This is a genomic window from Nocardia sp. IBHARD005 (genome assembly GCF_052814245.1).
Genome location: NZ_CP199935.1, coordinates 22,005 through 37,825, shown reverse-complemented (window position 1 = coordinate 37,825; position 15,821 = coordinate 22,005). Strand labels below are relative to the sequence as shown.

The 15,821-nt window shown below is 68.0% G+C and carries 12 protein-coding genes and 1 tRNA gene; 11 read left to right on the top strand and 2 right to left on the bottom strand.

Features of this window, described 5'->3' with window-relative positions; all coding sequences use genetic code 11:
* The first annotated feature begins 6 nt into the window (after window positions 1–6).
* A complete protein-coding gene (locus ACTWPB_RS00170) occupies window positions 7–1,041 on the top strand; it encodes a stage II sporulation protein M (protein WP_446223732.1) in 1,035 nt (344 codons plus the stop codon).
* 802 nt (window positions 1,042–1,843) lie between these two features.
* On the opposite strand, the gene ACTWPB_RS00165 is transcribed toward ACTWPB_RS00170, so the two are convergent.
* Window positions 1,844–3,256, bottom strand: coding sequence for a hypothetical protein (locus ACTWPB_RS00165; protein ID WP_446223731.1), 1,413 nt, complete (start codon window positions 3,254–3,256; stop codon window positions 1,844–1,846).
* Between the two features lie 92 nt (window positions 3,257–3,348).
* On the opposite strand from ACTWPB_RS00165, the gene ACTWPB_RS00160 reads away from it, so the two are divergent.
* From ACTWPB_RS00160 to ACTWPB_RS00150, 3 genes are read left to right on the top strand one after another with little or no spacing between them, the layout of a single operon-like run.
* On the top strand, window positions 3,349–3,987 hold the full coding sequence (locus ACTWPB_RS00160) for a class I SAM-dependent methyltransferase (RefSeq protein WP_446223730.1): 639 nt from the start codon (window positions 3,349–3,351) through the stop codon (window positions 3,985–3,987).
* A gap of 43 nt (window positions 3,988–4,030) precedes the next feature.
* Window positions 4,031–4,873, top strand: a complete 843-nt coding sequence (locus ACTWPB_RS00155) for an alpha/beta fold hydrolase (RefSeq protein WP_446223729.1) — start codon at window positions 4,031–4,033, stop codon at window positions 4,871–4,873.
* Window positions 4,870–5,406, top strand: coding sequence for a TetR/AcrR family transcriptional regulator (locus ACTWPB_RS00150; protein ID WP_446223728.1), 537 nt, complete (start codon window positions 4,870–4,872; stop codon window positions 5,404–5,406). Before ACTWPB_RS00155 ends, ACTWPB_RS00150 begins: the two co-directional genes overlap by 4 nt.
* Before the next feature lie 52 nt (window positions 5,407–5,458).
* On the opposite strand, the gene ACTWPB_RS00145 is transcribed toward ACTWPB_RS00150, so the two are convergent.
* Window positions 5,459–5,541 (bottom strand) — tRNA-Leu (locus tag ACTWPB_RS00145).
* A 219-nt stretch (window positions 5,542–5,760) separates the two neighbouring features.
* Between ACTWPB_RS00145 and ACTWPB_RS00140 the strand changes: the two genes are divergently transcribed.
* From ACTWPB_RS00140 to pknB, 7 genes are all read left to right on the top strand, one after another.
* On the top strand, window positions 5,761–7,203 hold the full coding sequence (locus tag ACTWPB_RS00140; protein ID WP_446223727.1) for a DUF3662 and FHA domain-containing protein: 1,443 nt from the start codon (window positions 5,761–5,763) through the stop codon (window positions 7,201–7,203).
* Between the two features lie 168 nt (window positions 7,204–7,371).
* Complete coding sequence (locus ACTWPB_RS00135) at window positions 7,372–7,848, top strand: FHA domain-containing protein FhaB/FipA (protein WP_062992366.1); 477 nt, start codon at window positions 7,372–7,374, stop codon at window positions 7,846–7,848.
* Window positions 7,845–9,332: a PP2C family protein-serine/threonine phosphatase gene (locus tag ACTWPB_RS00130; protein ID WP_446223726.1), complete on the top strand. Its 1,488-nt coding sequence runs from the start codon at window positions 7,845–7,847 to the stop codon at window positions 9,330–9,332. Before ACTWPB_RS00135 ends, ACTWPB_RS00130 begins: the two co-directional genes overlap by 4 nt.
* Window positions 9,332–10,804, top strand: coding sequence for an FtsW/RodA/SpoVE family cell cycle protein (locus tag ACTWPB_RS00125; protein WP_446223725.1), 1,473 nt, complete (start codon window positions 9,332–9,334; stop codon window positions 10,802–10,804). Before ACTWPB_RS00130 ends, ACTWPB_RS00125 begins: the two co-directional genes overlap by 1 nt.
* Window positions 10,801–12,273 (top strand): peptidoglycan D,D-transpeptidase FtsI family protein, encoded by a 1,473-nt coding sequence (locus tag ACTWPB_RS00120; protein ID WP_446223724.1) that lies wholly within the window; start codon window positions 10,801–10,803, stop codon window positions 12,271–12,273. Before ACTWPB_RS00125 ends, ACTWPB_RS00120 begins: the two co-directional genes overlap by 4 nt.
* Window positions 12,274–12,310: 37 nt before the next feature.
* Window positions 12,311–13,828, top strand: a complete 1,518-nt coding sequence (locus ACTWPB_RS00115) for a protein kinase domain-containing protein (protein ID WP_446223723.1) — start codon at window positions 12,311–12,313, stop codon at window positions 13,826–13,828.
* Complete coding sequence (gene pknB / locus ACTWPB_RS00110) at window positions 13,825–15,720, top strand: Stk1 family PASTA domain-containing Ser/Thr kinase (RefSeq protein ID WP_446223722.1); 1,896 nt, start codon at window positions 13,825–13,827, stop codon at window positions 15,718–15,720. The genes ACTWPB_RS00115 and pknB overlap by 4 nt, the downstream gene beginning before the upstream one ends.
* Window positions 15,721–15,821 lie beyond the last annotated feature (101 nt).

The following is a 15,821-nucleotide window of genomic DNA, read 5'->3' as shown; positions in this document are numbered from 1 at the left end:
CCCGATATGGACACCGATGCCTACAGCTGGGCGAATCAACGGTCGTGGTATCGGCTCGATCAGCTGGTTCGCCAGCGCAAGCTGTCCGGTGCCGAAGCCGATGAGCTGGTCCGGTTGTACCGGTCCACCTCGCAACAGCTGGCGAGATTGCAGGCGCACCACCCGGATCCGGAACTCGTCGACCGGCTCAGCGCGCTGCTGGCGCGCGCACGCGGGCGGGTACTCGCGGCGCGGTCGCAGCCGTGGCGCGAAGTCGGCCGGTTCTTCACCCGGCACTTTCCCTCGGCTGTGTATAGAGCCTGGCCGTGGTGGCTGGGGACAACCGCGGTTTTTCTCGCCGTCGCGGGCGTGATCGGCGTGCTTGTGGATCGTTCGGCAGCGGCCCGCGATGCGCTGGGGATACCAGAGGGCGACCTGTCAGATGTCACCGGACCTGGGGGTTCGTTCGAGTCGTACTACTCCGAGCACCCCAACGAGGCCTTCGCCGCGAAGGTGTGGACACACAATTCGCTGGTGTCGGCGATCGCGTTGTTCACCGGCGTACTGATCCTGCCTGCTGTGTACGCACTGTTCATGAATGCGCTGAATCTGGGGATAACCGGTGGATTGATGGCCGAGGCGGGGCGGCTGGATTCGTTCTTCGGCTTCATCCTGCCGCACGGCACGCTGGAGCTCACCGCGCTGTTCGTCGCGGGCGGGGTGGGGTTGAAGCTCGGGTGGACGCTGGTCGACCCGGGACGGCGCAGCAGGGCGGCCGCGATGGCCAGGCAGGGGCGTGCGACCGCGACGGTGGCGCTCGGGCTGGTGTGCGTACTGCTGGTGTGTGGGCTGCTGGAGGGTTTCGTGACGCCGAGCCCGCTGCCCGCACCCGTGCGGATCGCGCTGGGGTTCACCGCCGAGGCGCTGTTCCTGTACTACGTTTTCGGAATCGGCAGGCGGGTGGCCGAGGAGCAGGATGCCGAGGCGGCGGGACCGGTCATATCAACGGATCCGGCCCAACGGTGGCTGATGGCATCGGCGAAGGCTCTCGACCGGGCGTGAGCTCGCATCTGCACGCACATCTGCGAGGCCGACAACTCCGAGCACACCGCGCCGCGACAGCACCGGACAATCGGCAGCTACGGAAGGTTAAGAGACGGTGACGAACTCCCCCATTTGAGTTCCGCTGGCCGCAGCGAGTCGGGCTCGAACTGCGGCCAGCGTTACCGTCAACTGTACACAATCGTTATGCCCATGCAACCCCCAACGCGCAGGTCCGGGGTAGGAATTGCGAACCCGCAAAGGCCTGTGGACGCACTGATTTTCACACCCGCAGCAAACTTCCGGCGCTCCCTGCATCGAGCAATCGGCGGCACCGGGAATTCACCCCGGGCAAACCTTCGATTACGAGTCACTCATCCTCGATGGCACCCGCGCGCGAATTTCGGGCAAGGTTGCCCCCGATCACACCGAGCCCTCCGCATAGCTGTCACCTGGGGTTTCGGCAACGGAATTACGGTTGCGGACTACTTGAAACGAGAAAAGAGACTTCAAGTTTGTTAACTAGTCTGCAAACAAGACACATGCCCAGCAATCGCGGTGAAACACCGAATTCATCGGCTCTAACCGGACGAACGACTGGTTGCGAACGGTCCGCCGAACAGACAGAAATCGGCAGAAGAACATCCGGAATACAAGGTTGCACAGGCGGTGTGACGTTCGCCTCACCTGCGGGGATCGAGACTATCCGACCGCGTGCGCGGGCATGTGAGACCCGGCGAGCGCGTCGATATCGCCAACGCTGCGATCAGTCGTCCGGCAGCTGAAACGGGCGCGGGGTCGGGTTTGCGCGGGCGAGGCGGCCTCAGCCGATTCGTACGACCCCCGAGACGGTTCCCTGCCAGAGTGCGCCGCCGCGGGTGATGAGCGCGGCCATCTGCAGCGGGTCCTCGGCGACCGTGCCCGGCAGCGGAGTCGAGGCGCGCACGGCACCCGTTGCCGGGTCGATAACGACATAGTCGAATCCGTCGAGGGGGGTTGTCGCGTCGGGTCCGACGCGGCGCAGGGTGTGGATGCCGCCGTCGGCGAGAGACAGCCGCGGGACGGCCGCGCTGCGTACCCGGCTGTCCCACACCGGGACACACCCCTCGGCAGTGAGGTCGACCCGGCTCAGACCGCCGCGAAACGGCGCGCTCGCCGGCACAGCCGGGCCCGCACCCTCGGGAATCGTGGGATACGGATAGCCGTAAGTACTCCCGACGAAGACCGACGAACCGACCGCGATCGGCGAATTCTCGCTGCCGCCGACCGGAACCGGGACCGAGCAGACCTGCTCACCCGAACCGGAGCGCGCCACGATGAGCCGCACCAGGTCGTCGGCATTGTCGACGATGGCGAGATATTCGTCGCCGCTCACCGGCCCGAAGTAAGTCGGCGTCGAGCCGGTGCCCCAGCTGAGCTGACCAGGTTTGCGCGCGGAACCACGATCGTAGGCAGATCGCCAACGAATCTCGGGCGCACCGGCTTTCGCGTGCAACTCGTAGAGCGCATGTGTACTCGCCACGGCCACACCGCCATGGGGCGCCGACGAAATGCTGTTGGCCACCAGTTCCCCGGTCGGCAGCGCCACCGTCCCCAGCTGCCCTTCCGGTCCGGCGAACCCGACCACCCCCTGTCTTGTCGCGAACCAGACGTTGCCGGTCCAATCGGGGACGAGTCCGGTCACGTTGTCGCCCTGCGGAATCGAGCTGGTCAGATCCGCCTGCACGGTGGCGGTCAACCGCCACGCACCGTCCTCGCCCCGAACATGAGCGACCCGCAGAAGCCGTCGCCCACCGTCGACAACCACCAGCCGATCCTCGTTGTCGAGATAGGCGTACACCCCGCCGAGCAAGCTCCCCTTGGCCAACGGCAACGAAGCGAGCGCCCCACCGACCGGCCCCGACGCGCCAGGGCCGAACAGAAATACCGTCGGCGTCTGCCCCGCGATGGCGGTGCACAACCCGACCACCAATCCATCCGCGCCTTCGAGCAGGGTCGGGCATGCCGCCCCGAGCGGATACACCGTGACACCGGCCCCGGCGGCGGGCCCGGCCAGCGCAGTGACATCCGAGGACCCCGCGTCCCCGTGCATGGTCGCCGTCCCGAGCGGACCGAGGAAGGGATTGGCCGCCAGCGGACCGGTGACCGGCGGTTGGTCCGCCGAGGCCGGGCCCGACCAGGCACACACCGAGACGAGGACCAGGGCGACGAAGCGGCGGCGGGTTGCAGACGGCACGGTCTGTATCGAACACCGATTCCAGGCCGGGGAACAGTATTCGGATCATCTTGTGGCACCGGCGCCGACACGATGACGCCTACGATGACGGCATGACCGGGGTCAAAGATCGCCTGCTCACAACAATCGCCGGGCAGCTCGGCAATCCGCACGGTGTGCTCGGTAAGGGCGTGGCGTTCGTCCTCAATCGCGGGAACAAGCGTGCCATCGCGGCTGCCGTCGACGCCGCGACGCCGGCCGCAGGGGCGACGGTCGCCGACATCGGCTTCGGTGGTGGGGTCGGCCTCGAGCTGTTGCTGGCCCGCGTCGGTGCCGACGGCGTGGTGCACGGCATCGAGCCGTCTCCCGACATGCTCGCCCGCGCCCGTGGCCGTTTCGCCATGGAGGTCGCCGAGGGCCGCCTCGCGCTCACTGACGGCACCCTCAACGCACTCCCCCTGCCCGACGCGAGCGTGCACGCGGCGATCACCGTCAACACCATCTACTTCCTCGACGATCTCCCGGCCGCCTGCACCGAACTCGCCCGCGTGCTTCGCCCCGGCGGCACCGCCGTGATCGGCATCGGCGACCCCGAAGCCATGGCAACCCTGCCTTTCACTCCCTATGGATTCACCTTGCGTCCGGTCGCCGAGGTGGTGGCGGCGCTGAGCTCCGCGGGACTGACCGTGGAGCAGCGCACCTCGGCGAATCCGCCGATCCCGCGCCACCTGCTGATCGCCCGCAGGGCCTGACCAGACCCTTGACCGACCGGTCGGTCATGGCTACCGTCAGTCCATGAGCACACCGATCACCGTCCTCACGCGGTATGGCGAGGTGGTCGTGCACCTGAGCGGACGCTCGCCCACTGACGCGCCGGGACTGCTTCTGCTGCACGCGAATCCGGGTGACCATCGCGACTTCGATCAGATCGTCCCCACGCTGGGCAAGACGTGGGCCGTCGCCGCGATCGACTGGCCGGGCTACGGCGGGTCCACGGTCGTCGACCCGGACGCGATCACCGTCGACGCGCTCGGTGATGTCGCCGTGCACGTGTCGAAGACGTTGGCGCAGCGCGGTTTCGGTGCACTCACGGTGATCGGCAACAGCGTCGGCGGATACGCCGCAGTTCGGCTGGCCGAGCGCGCACCCGATCTGGTGCGCGGGCTGGTGCTGGTGCAGTCAGCCGGATTCGCACCACGGAACCTGTTGACCAGAGCCATGTTCCACCTCATCTCCCGTCCTTGGGTGGCTCGCCGGTTCGTCGTTGCGAACGCACGGCTGTACCTGGGTTCGCGGCGAAACGAGGGTGTTCGTCCCCTCTTCGAGCGGGCCCGCGAGATACCCGGCGATCCGATCCGGCTCGCTGTGTACCGCGGTCTCTGGCGGAGCCTGGACGACCCGCGCGTCGACCTGCCCGCCGCGTCCCCGCTGCTCCCCGACCTGCCCGTCCAGGTGGTCTGGGGCCGCAACGACCCGACCAACCCCTGGCTGGTGAACCGGCGCGGCATCGCCCGCGCCCTGCCCGGGGCGCCGGTCGCCCTGCTGCCGACCCGGCACGAACCGTTCGCCGAGGCCCCCGGCTTGTTCCTCGACGCCGTGCGCGAGTTTCTCACCACCTGCGCTGGGGTGCGGCAATGAGATCCGCCGAGCCAGGCCGCCGCACCCTGATGAACGCCGGCAGGCAGCTACTGGCCACCGAGAACCTGAGCAAGCTCTCGGTCAACGCGATCGCGGCCGAGGCCAAGATGGCCAAGGGCAGCTTCTACCAGCACTGGCCGAGCCGAGAGTCCTACATACTCGCTCTCCACCGTGCCTTCCATGACGATCTCGACGACCAGGTCAGCACGGCGACCGCCGACCTGCCCCCCGGTGAGGAACGCCTCGCGGCCGGGATCACCGCCTACCTCGACGGCTGCCTGGCCGCCCCGGCGACAAAGGGCCTCTTAGTACAAGCCAGAACCGACGCGGGCCTGGCCACCGAGGTGGGCGCCCGCAACTGCGCCGCCGCCGGCCTGCTCACCACCAACCTCACGGCGATGGGCTGGTCCGACCCGGCACCCGTCGCCGTCCTGTTGGTAGCCGCCATAGCCGAAACCGCCCTGCTCGAGCTGGACGCACAGTCCCCCCGACCGGATCTGCGCGCGGCTCTGCTCCGCCTTGCCCGCCCTTGACCCCGAAAATGACTGAAGGCCCGATCCAGAAGGATCGAGCCTTTAGTCTGTGTGGGCGAAGGGGGACTTGAACCCCCACGTCCTTACGGACACTGGCACCTGAAGCCAGCGCGTCTGCCATTCCGCCACTCGCCCGAGCGACTGGAAAAATCTAACATGCCCCGCGGGCGAAAATAAAATCGATTCCCTGACCTGCGGCGATGCCGTAGAAACCAGCGTGGGAACCGGGGGGCGCCGCCGGGAGTTACCCAGGTAGAGGATCGTGGATATCATGCAAGGAACGTGGTCGGGTCCGGACACGCCGTAACCAGCGTGTCGAGGAGGGCGGACACGCGCACCGAAGGGAGGGCTGTGATGGGCATCGTGTCGAGATTCGAACGTCGTCTGCAGGGCGCTGTCGGTGACGTGTTCGCGCGGGTGTTCGGCGGCAGTGTGGTTCCCCAGGAGGTGGAAGCCGCGCTGCAGCAAGAAGCCGCAGATCAGATCCAGGATCTGGACGGCGGGCACCGACTCGCGCCGAACAGTTACGTGATCACGATCAACGAAACCGATCACGGCAAGCTCGACGCCGATCACGACCTGACGACCAAAGCGTTCGCCAAACATCTGCAGGATTACATCCGGGAGCAGGGCTGGCAGACCTACGGCGAAGTACACGTGGCGTTCGAGGCATCACCTACGCTGCACACCGGAATGTTCAGAGCGAGCGGCCGCGTCGACCCCGACGCCGGTCGCGGGACGGCCCCACCTCGCCCAGGACCGCCACAACGACCCGCACACCCGCAACCAGGAGCTGGCCCCATGACGCATAACTCAGGCTACGAGCCAAGCCGAGAGCCCGCGGAGTCCGATCCACGCAACCGCGGGTACGCACCGCCGCCCGCCGGCGCGCCAGGGGCTTCCTACCCGGCCGACGATTACGGCCGCGGTGGCGGCTACGGCGCGCCCGAGGCGCAGCCCGGATACGGCGACGCCTACGGCCAGCAGGGTGGCGACTACCAGAACGGCTACGACCCCGCCGCGCCCGCACAGCAGGGCTACGGACAGCAGGGCGGCTACGGCGCCCAGGGCGCCCAGCCCGCGTACGGCGAGCCCGGTTACGACCAGCAGGGCGGCTACGGCCAGCAGGCCTACAGCCAGCAGGGTGGCTACGGCGCGCAGAGCGGCCAGCCCGGTTACGCCGAGCCGGGCTACGACCAGCAGGGCGGCTACGGCCAGCAGGGCTACGCCGAACCGCAGCAGGGCTACGCCGAACCGCAGCAGGGCTACGGCCAGCAGGGTTACGGCCAGCAGGGCTACGCCGAACCGGGCTACGACCAGCAGGGCGGCTACGGCCAGCAGGGCTACGCCGAACCGCAGCAGGGCTACGGCCAGCAGGGTTACGGCGCCGGTTACGCCGAGCCCGCCTACGGCCAGGAAGAGCAGGGCGGCTACGCCCAGCCCGCCGCCGGTTACGGCCAGCAGGGTTACGGCCAGCAGCAGGGCGCGGGCTACGCCGCCGCCCAGTCGAGCTACTCGGCCACGCTCCAGCTCGACGACGGCAGCGGCCGCACCTACGCGCTGCGTGAGGGTTCCAACATCATCGGCCGCGGCCAGGATGCCCACTTCCGGTTACCCGACACGGGTGTGTCGCGTCGCCATATCGAGGTGCGCTGGGACGGCCAGACGGCCATGCTCTCCGACCTGGGTTCCACCAACGGAACCCTCGTCAACGGTTCACCCGTGCAGGATTGGCAGCTCGCCGATGGCGACGTCATCCGGGCCGGACATTCCGAGATCCTGATCCGGATCGTCTGATCCCGTAAGCTGCGCGGTGCACGTCACGAGTCGACGCTGTCGGCTCTATGATGCTGCCATTACACGCACGGTCCCGACCGCGGGGCCCGCAAGCCAGCACGCTGGTGGGGGTGGTTCGCCCCGCACCTGCCGTACCGACGTACCCGGGCGAACAGGAGGTGGAACGCCGTGCAGGGATTGATCCTGCAATTGACCCGCGCGGGGTTCCTGCTGCTGCTCTGGTTGTTCGTCTGGGCCGTTCTGCGGACCTTGCGCAGCGATATCTACGCGGCATCCGGCATACGGATTCAGCCGAGGGCAACTCGCGGAAATCGCGGGTCCATCGGACTGCCCTCCTTCAGCCGAAGCCAGAAGGGCGCCAAGTATCTAGTGGTGACTCATGGTTCACTCGCCGGCACTCGAATCACCCTCGGCACGCAACCGGTCCTCATCGGACGCGCCGACGATTCCACGCTGGTACTCACCGACGACTACGCCTCGACCAGGCACGCGCGACTGTCTCAGCGTGGTGACGACTGGTACGTGGAAGACCTCGGTTCCACCAACGGCACATACCTAGACCGCGCGAAAGTCACCACCGCCGTCCGTGTTCCGCTCGGCACTCCGGTGCGAGTCGGCAAAACAGTGATCGAGCTGCGATCGTGACACTTGTTCTGCGCTACACCGCGCGAAGCGACCGCGGACTCGTCCGGGGCAACAACGAAGATTCGGTCTACGCGGGCGCACGCCTGTTAGCGCTGGCCGACGGCATGGGTGGGCACGCCGCCGGAGAAGTGGCCTCCCAGTTGATGATCGCCGCACTGGCGCATCTCGACGATGACGAGCCCGGCGACGACATCCTCGGAAAGCTCGACCACGCAACGCATTCCGGCAACGCCGCCATCGCCGACCACGTCGAGGCCGAACCCGAACTCGACGGCATGGGCACCACGCTCACCGCCATCCTGTTCGCGGGCCGCAAGCTCGGCCTGGTTCATATCGGCGACTCGCGGGCGTACATGCTGCGCGACGGCGAACTCACCCAGATCACCCGCGACGACACCTTCGTGCAGTCGCTGGTCGACGAGGGCCGGATCACCGCGGAACAGGCGCACACCCACCCGCAACGTTCGCTGATCATGCGTGCCCTCACCGGCAACGAGATCGAGCCGACGCTGATCATGCGCGAAGCTCGCGCCGGTGATCGTTATCTGCTGTGCTCCGACGGACTTTCGGACGTGGTGAGCGACGAGACCATCGGCAACACCATGCGCGAGGGCAATACCGACGAGTCCGCCGACCGGCTCATCGAGCTGGCGCTGCGCAGCGGTGGTCCCGACAATGTGACCGTCGTCGTCGCCGATGTGATCGACCTCGACTACGGCCAGAGCCACCCGATCCTCGCGGGCGCCGCCTCCACCGAGGAAGAGGAAGACTCCCCGCCGCCGAACACCGCGGCAGGGCGCGCCGCCGCCATGCGTCCGCCGCGCGCGCAACCGCGCAGGGCCGCCGCCGTACCGCCGCCGCCGGAGACGAAGTCGCACAAGCTGCGCTGGCTGCTGTTGTCGCTGGCCTTGATCGCCGCGGTCGCCATCGGACTCGTGGTGGGCTACAAGATGATTCGCAGCAACTACTACGTGGGCGCCGACAACGACAAGGTGGTCGTGATGCGCGGCCTGCCCGGTTCGATCCTCGGCTACTCGATCCACGACGTGGAGCTGACCGGCTGTGTGAACAGCAAGAGCGAGCTCACTCTCGTCGAGGTGGGCACGTCGGCCCCGAGTGGGTGCAAGACGCTGATGGTCAGTGACCTGAAGCAGACCGGGCGCGACCAGGTGCAGAGGAGCCTGCCGCCGGATTCGCTGGACAAGGCGCGCGGCAGCATGAAGGTGCTCGCGCGGGACGAGCTGCTGCCGCCGTGCCCGAAGAAGGAATCGGTGCCACAGCCCGGCGTACTGCCGCCCGAGCAGACCCCGGTGATCCCCGGTGGTTCACCGCAGCCCGGCACAGGTCAGCCCGCGACCCCGCCCACTACACCGGCTCCCGGCCCCGACCAGCCTGCGACGCCGACCACCCCGGCACCGACCACCACGACCGTCCCCCCGACAACCCCGCAGACCTCAGGGGAGAACTGCCGGGTGACGGACTGATGTCCGCACCGCCACCGCCGTCGGCTGGGGCGTTCCCCAGTCCCCCTGGTGGATTCGCGCCGGCGCCGCCGCCGTCGACGCGACGCAACCAGGAGTTGCTGCTGCTGGCGGGTGCGGCGGGCATCACGACGGTGTCGTTGTTCATCGTCGAGGCGAGCCAGGAACAGTCGATCACCACCGACATCGCCAAGTACGGGGTGGCGTTCCTCGCGCTGTTCGGGATCGCCCATCTCGCGGTGCGCCGGTTCGCGCCGTTCGCCGACCCGCTCCTGCTACCGATTGTGGCGCTGCTCAACGGTTTGGGGCTGGTGCTGATCCACCGGCTCGATCTCGCGGACGCACAGAAAGCGGCGTACGACTCCACGCCGGTCCCCTCACCGGACGCAAACCAGCAGATCATGTGGACCGGCCTTGGCATCGTGGTGTTCATCAGCCTGCTCATCGTCTTGCGGGACTACCGCACGCTGGCGCGCTACACCTACACCCTAGGCCTGGTCGGCCTGGTCGCGCTGGCGATTCCGGCACTGTTGCCGAGCCGGTTCTCCGAAGTCAACGGCGCCAAGATCTGGATCCGGCTGCCCGGATTCAGTGTGCAGCCAGGTGAATTCGCGAAGATCCTGCTGATCGTGTTCTTCGCGGGCGTGCTGGTGGCCAAGCGTGATCTGTTCACCGCGGCGGGCAAGCACTTCCTCGGGATGGAATTCCCCCGGCCGCGCGATATGGGCCCGGTCCTGATCGTGTGGGTCGTCTGCATCGGCGTGCTCGTGCTCGAAAAGGATCTCGGCACTTCGCTGCTCATCTTCGGCACGGTGCTGGTGATGATCTACATCGCCACCGAACGGGTGGGCTGGCTGATCATCGGCGGCGGGCTGCTCGCACTCGGATTCGTGTTCGCCTATCAGCTGTTCGGGCACGTGCGCGTGCGCGTTGACACCTGGCTGCACCCGTTCGACGACTACCACAACACCGGTTACCAGATCTCGCAGTCGATGTTCGGCTTCGCCACCGGCGGCCTCGCGGGCACCGGCCTCGGCAGTGGCAGGCCCCAGCAGGTGCCCTTCGCCAAGACCGACTTCATCGTCACCACCATCGGCGAGGAACTCGGCCTGATCGGGCTCACCGCGGTGCTGATGCTGTTTCTGATCTTCATCGTTCGCGGGCTGCGCACCGCGCTGGCCGTGCGTGACAGTTTCGGCAAGTTGCTCGCGGCGGGCCTGTCGTTCACCATCGCGATCCAGATCTTCGTGGTCGTCGGCGGTGTCACCAAACTGATTCCACTCACCGGTCTGACCACGCCCTTCATCTCCTACGGCGGTTCGTCGCTGCTGGCGAACTACGCGCTGCTCGGGCTGCTGATCAAGATCTCCGATGCGGCCCGCGCACCGGCACCGACCCGTAAACGCGCGCCCGCGCCGATCGCGGACGCGGCCACGGAACTGGTCCGCAGGCCGGAAAGCAGGGTGAGCGAATGAACACACCTCTGCGTCGAGTCGCCGTCGCCGTCATGGTGATGGTGGTGGCGTTGCTCGTGAACGCGACCTACCTGCAGGTGATCAAGGCCGACGATCTGCGCAGCGATCCGCGCAACTCGCGGGTGCTGCTCGACGAGTACTCGCGCCAGCGCGGTCAGATCTCCGCGGGCGGCACCGTGCTCGCCGGCTCCGTCGCGACCGACGACCGGTACAAGTACCTGCGCGAATACCCGTCCGACCCCTCGGCGTACGCGCCGGTCACCGGCTTCTACTCGATGCAGTACGGCAAGACCGGGCTCGAATTGGCCGAGGATCCGCTGCTGTCGGGCAATGACTCGAGCCTGTTCGGCCGTCGGCTCATCGACATGTTCTCCGGGCGCGATCCGCGCGGCGCGAACGTGCTCACCACGCTGAATCCGATGATGCAGCAGGTCGCCTACGAGCAGATGACGTCGAAGGGCTACACCGGCGCCGTCGTGGCGATCGAGCCGAGCACCGGCAAGATCTTGACCATGGTCTCCACGCCAAGCTACGACCCCAACGAGCTGTCGGGCCACGACGGCGCGGCAGGGCGGGCGGCCTGGGAGCGGTTGAGCACCGATCCGAGTCAGCCGATGCTCAACCGCACTGTCTCGCAGACCTATCCGCCGGGGTCGACGTTCAAGACCGTCGTCACCGCGGCCGCGCTGTCCAACGGTGTCGCCGGTCCGAACGACCAGTTCACGGCCGCGCCCAACATCACCCTGCCCGGGACCAGCACCACGCTGGAGAACTACAACGGCAGCACCTGCGGTGACCAGCCGACGGCCAGCCTGTACGAAGCCTTCCGGCGTTCGTGCAACACCGCCTTCGTCGAACTCGGTGTGAAGGTCGGCGCGGCCAAGCTCAAGGACGAGGCCGCGGCGTTCGGCATCGGCGTCGAGGATCCGCCCGGTGTGCCGATCCCGGTCGCCGAATCGACCGTCGGCCCGATCCCGGACAACGCCGCGCTCGGCCAGTCGAGCATCGGTCAGCGCGATGTGGCGGTGACGCCGCTCAATGTCGCGGTGATCGCCGCGACCATCGCCAACGGCGGCACCAGGATGCAGCCGTATCTGGTCGATCAGACCCAAGCGCCCGATCTGTCGGAGCTCAGCAAGACCAAGCCGGTCAGCATCGGGCAGGCGGTGAGCCCACAGGTAGCGTCGACCCTGACGGATCTGATGGTCGCCTCGGAGGCCAACACCGCGGGCGGTGGGCGGTCGCCGTACCAGATCGCATCCAAGACCGGAACCGCCGAACACGGCAGTAATCCCCGTAACACCCCGCCGCATGCCTGGTATATGGCCTTCGCGCCCGCGCAGAACCCGAAGATCGCCATCGCGGTGATCGTCGAGAACGGCGGCGATCGGGCGCTGGCGGCCACCGGAGGTTCGGTAGCCGCGCCGATCGCCAGGTCGGTACTGAACGCGGGCCTGGCAGGGGGCTGAACGAAATGAGTGTGCGAGTGACAACACGGGGGCCCCGATGCTGAACAACGGCGCCATGATCGCCGACCGCTACCGCCTGCAGCGGCTCATCGCCACGGGCGGTATGGGTCAGGTGTGGGAGGCGATGGACACCCGGCTCGATCGCCGAGTGGCCGTCAAGGTCCTCAAGACCGAGTTCTCCGCCGACCCGACCTTCCGCGCGCGATTCCGGGTCGAGGCGCGGACCACCGCGCAGCTCAACGCGCCCGGGATCGCGGGCATCTACGACTACGGCGAGACCACCGACCCGTCGGGCGGCGAGACCGCGTACCTGGTGATGGAGCTCGTGCAGGGCGAACCGCTCAACGCGGTGCTCAACCGGATGGGCAGGCTCTCGGTCATCCAGGGTCTCGACATGCTCGAGCAGACCGGGCGCGCGCTCGAGATCGCGCACGCGGCAGGCGTGGTGCACCGTGACGTGAAACCGGGCAACATCCTGGTGACGCCGACCGGTCAGGTGAAGATCACCGACTTCGGCATCGCCAAGGCGGTCGACGCCTCGCCGGTGACCAAGACCGGCATGGTGATGGGCACCGCCCAGTACATCGCGCCCGAACAGGCCGTCGGCGAGGACGCCACCGCGGCGTCGGACGTGTACTCCCTCGGCATCGTCGGCTACGAAGCACTGGCCGGAGTCCGCCCGTTCACCGGTGAGGGCGCGATCACCGTCGCGATGAAGCACGTGCGCGACGCGCCGCCGCCGATGCCCGACGACCTGCCCGCGAACGTGCACGAACTGATCGCCATCACGATGGCCAAGGATCCGCTGCAGCGCTACAGCAGCGGCGGCGAGTTCGCCGACGCCGTCGCCGCGGTGCGCGCCGGACACATGCCGCCGATCCCCGGTGGCGCCACCGGTCCGTCGATGACCGGCGCGACCAGGGTGCTTCCGCCCGGCCCGACCGTGATGCTCCCCGCAGCCGCCGCGGCGGACTACGACGGCGCGACCATGCGCTTCGGCCATCAGCCGGGCGGTCCGGCCGGTCCACCGACCGGCGGCTACAGCGGTCCGGCCACCCAGGCTTCCGCGCCGGCGCCGGTTCCGGCGAGCAACGCCAAGAACAACCAGAAGTGGCTGATCGCGCTCGGCGTCGGCGCGCTGCTGCTCGGTGGCGGTGTGCTGTGGTTGCTGTTCGGCGGTGAACCGAACCGGCAGTCGCCGACCACGACCACCACCGTGCAGACCACCAAGCCGCTGCCGCCGCCGGTGACCACCACCAGGCCCGTGCCGCCGCCGGTCGTCACCACCGAGGAACCGGCCACCACGCAACCGCCGCGCCCGACGACCACCACCGAGGCGCCGACCACCACGACCGAGCCGCCGACCACCACGGTGCCGCCGACCACCACGACCAAACCCAAGCCGACCACTACGACCAAGACGACCAGATCGGAGCCGACCACCACGGCGCCGGCCGGGGGCACCACCACCGTTGGCCGCCCCCGGCTGCCCACCTTCGACCTGCCGTTCCCCGACAGCGACACGGCCGTAGGCCCGAACATAGGACAACGATGACGACCCCGAAGAATCTCTCCTCGCGGTATGAGCTGGGCGAGATCATCGGGTTCGGCGGCATGTCGGAGGTGCACCGCGCCCGCGACGTGCGCCTGTCCCGCGACGTGGCGATCAAGGTGCTGCGGGCCGATCTGGCCCGCGATCCCACGTTCTACCTGCGGTTCAAGCGCGAAGCCCAGAACGCGGCCGCGCTGAACCACCCGGCGATCGTGGCCGTGTACGACACCGGCGAGGCCACTGTCGACGGCGGGCCGCTGCCCTACATCGTCATGGAGTACGTCGAGGGCGACACCCTGCGCGACATCGTGCGCGGCAAGGGACCGCTCGCGCCGCGCAAGGCGATGGAAGTCGTGGCCGACGTGTGCGCCGCGCTCGATTTCAGCCACAAGGCCGGGATCGTGCACCGCGACATGAAGCCGGCCAACATCATGATCAACCGCGCCGGTGCGGTGAAGGTGATGGACTTCGGCATCGCGCGGGCGATCGCCGACAGCGCCAACCCGATGACCCAGACCGCCGCGGTGATCGGCACCGCGCAGTACCTCTCACCCGAGCAGGCGCGCGGCGAGACCGTCGACGCGCGTTCTGATGTGTACTCGGTGGGCTGCGTGCTCTTCGAGATCCTCACCGGGCAGCCGCCGTTCACCGGTGACTCGCCGGTCGCGGTCGCCTACCAGCACGTGAAGGAGGACCCGCCGCTACCGTCGTCGGTCAATCCCGGCGTGCCGCGCGAGCTCGATTCGGTGATCCTCAAGGCGATGGCCAAGAACCCGGCCAACCGGTACCAGACGGCCGCGGAGATGCGGGCCGACCTGATCCGGGTGCTCGGCGGGCAGAAGCCGAGCGCGCCGGTGGTGATGAACGACGAAGACCGCACCGATTACGACGACGAGCCAGGCCCGCGGAACTTTCACCACCGCCGCGACGACACCTCTGAGCACCCTGTGGTCGGGCCGCCCGGCGAGGAACGTAACCGCACCGGGCTGATCGCGCTCGGTGTCGCGGCCGCGCTCGCCGTGGCCTTCGGACTGTTCTGGGTGCTGGTCGGTCCTGGTAGCCGGGCCGATCAGGTGGCCGTTCCCGATCTGTCGGGCAAGCCTGCCCAGCAGGCGCAGGGTGACCTCGAGCAGGCCGGTTTCCATGTAGCCAGGCTGGAGAAGCCGGACGGCAAGGTGGCGCCGGGCAATGTGATCGCGACCCAGCCGCTCGGCGGTTCGCGCATCGACAAGGGCAGCACGGTGACGTTGCAGGTCTCGACCGGGCCGACGCAGGTGGCATTGCCGCGGCTGATCGGGATGAGTCAGGCCGACGCCGAGCAGAGACTGAATTCGCTGGGTTTGCAGCTGGATCCGAATGTGGTGCGCAAAGCGTCGAGTACGGCCGAGACCGACAAGGTGATCGAGCAGGAGCCGAGCGCGGGCGTGCGGGTCGACATCGACCGGCCGATCATCGTGACCATCGGCAGCGGGCCCGAGCAGGTCCGGGTGCCGACCGTGGTCGGCCAGGACATCTCCGTCGCCCAGCCGAATCTGGTCGAATCCGCCAAGTTCAAGGTCGAGATCCAGGAAGTGAAGTCGTCGCAGCCAAAGGGGCAGGTGCTCGCCACCAGTCCGGCCGGCGGCACCAACGCGGAGAAGGGCTCGACCATCACGGTTCAGGTCTCCGCCGGTGACCGGATCACCGTCCCCGATCTCACCGGACTCACGCCCGTGCAGGCCCAGGAAAAGCTGCGCGGCGACGGGTGGACCGGGCAGCTCAGCCAGACCACGGTGATCACCCTCGACGGCAATGCCTCTGGCAAGGTCGTTGGTCAGAGTCCGGCGGCCGGTTCGTCGGTGACGATCAACGGCAACATCGTTCTGCATGTAGGAGCGTCGCCGATTCCGCGTTGAGGTCTCGATTGGATGGCGAACCCGCCTACCGGCGCCACGCGGGCGCAGAATGAGGCTGCTTTCCATCCCATCCAGCATTGCTGACGAGGAGGTACAGCCCC

What these genes read in the sequence shown, in the direction of transcription:
- ACTWPB_RS00170 (WP_446223732.1), top strand. Translation starts at nt 7, where the DNA reads ATGGACACCGATGCCTACAGCTGGGCGAATCAACGGTCGTGGTATCGG.
- ACTWPB_RS00160 (WP_446223730.1), top strand. Translation starts at nt 3,349, where the DNA reads ATGACCGGGGTCAAAGATCGCCTGCTCACAACAATCGCCGGGCAGCTC.
- ACTWPB_RS00155 (WP_446223729.1), top strand. Translation starts at nt 4,031, where the DNA reads ATGAGCACACCGATCACCGTCCTCACGCGGTATGGCGAGGTGGTCGTG.
- ACTWPB_RS00150 (WP_446223728.1), top strand. Translation starts at nt 4,870, where the DNA reads ATGAGATCCGCCGAGCCAGGCCGCCGCACCCTGATGAACGCCGGCAGG.
- ACTWPB_RS00140 (WP_446223727.1), top strand. Translation starts at nt 5,761, where the DNA reads ATGGGCATCGTGTCGAGATTCGAACGTCGTCTGCAGGGCGCTGTCGGT.
- ACTWPB_RS00125 (WP_446223725.1), top strand. Translation starts at nt 9,332, where the DNA reads ATGTCCGCACCGCCACCGCCGTCGGCTGGGGCGTTCCCCAGTCCCCCT.
- ACTWPB_RS00120 (WP_446223724.1), top strand. Translation starts at nt 10,801, where the DNA reads ATGAACACACCTCTGCGTCGAGTCGCCGTCGCCGTCATGGTGATGGTG.
- ACTWPB_RS00115 (WP_446223723.1), top strand. Translation starts at nt 12,311, where the DNA reads ATGCTGAACAACGGCGCCATGATCGCCGACCGCTACCGCCTGCAGCGG.
- pknB (WP_446223722.1), top strand. Translation starts at nt 13,825, where the DNA reads ATGACGACCCCGAAGAATCTCTCCTCGCGGTATGAGCTGGGCGAGATC.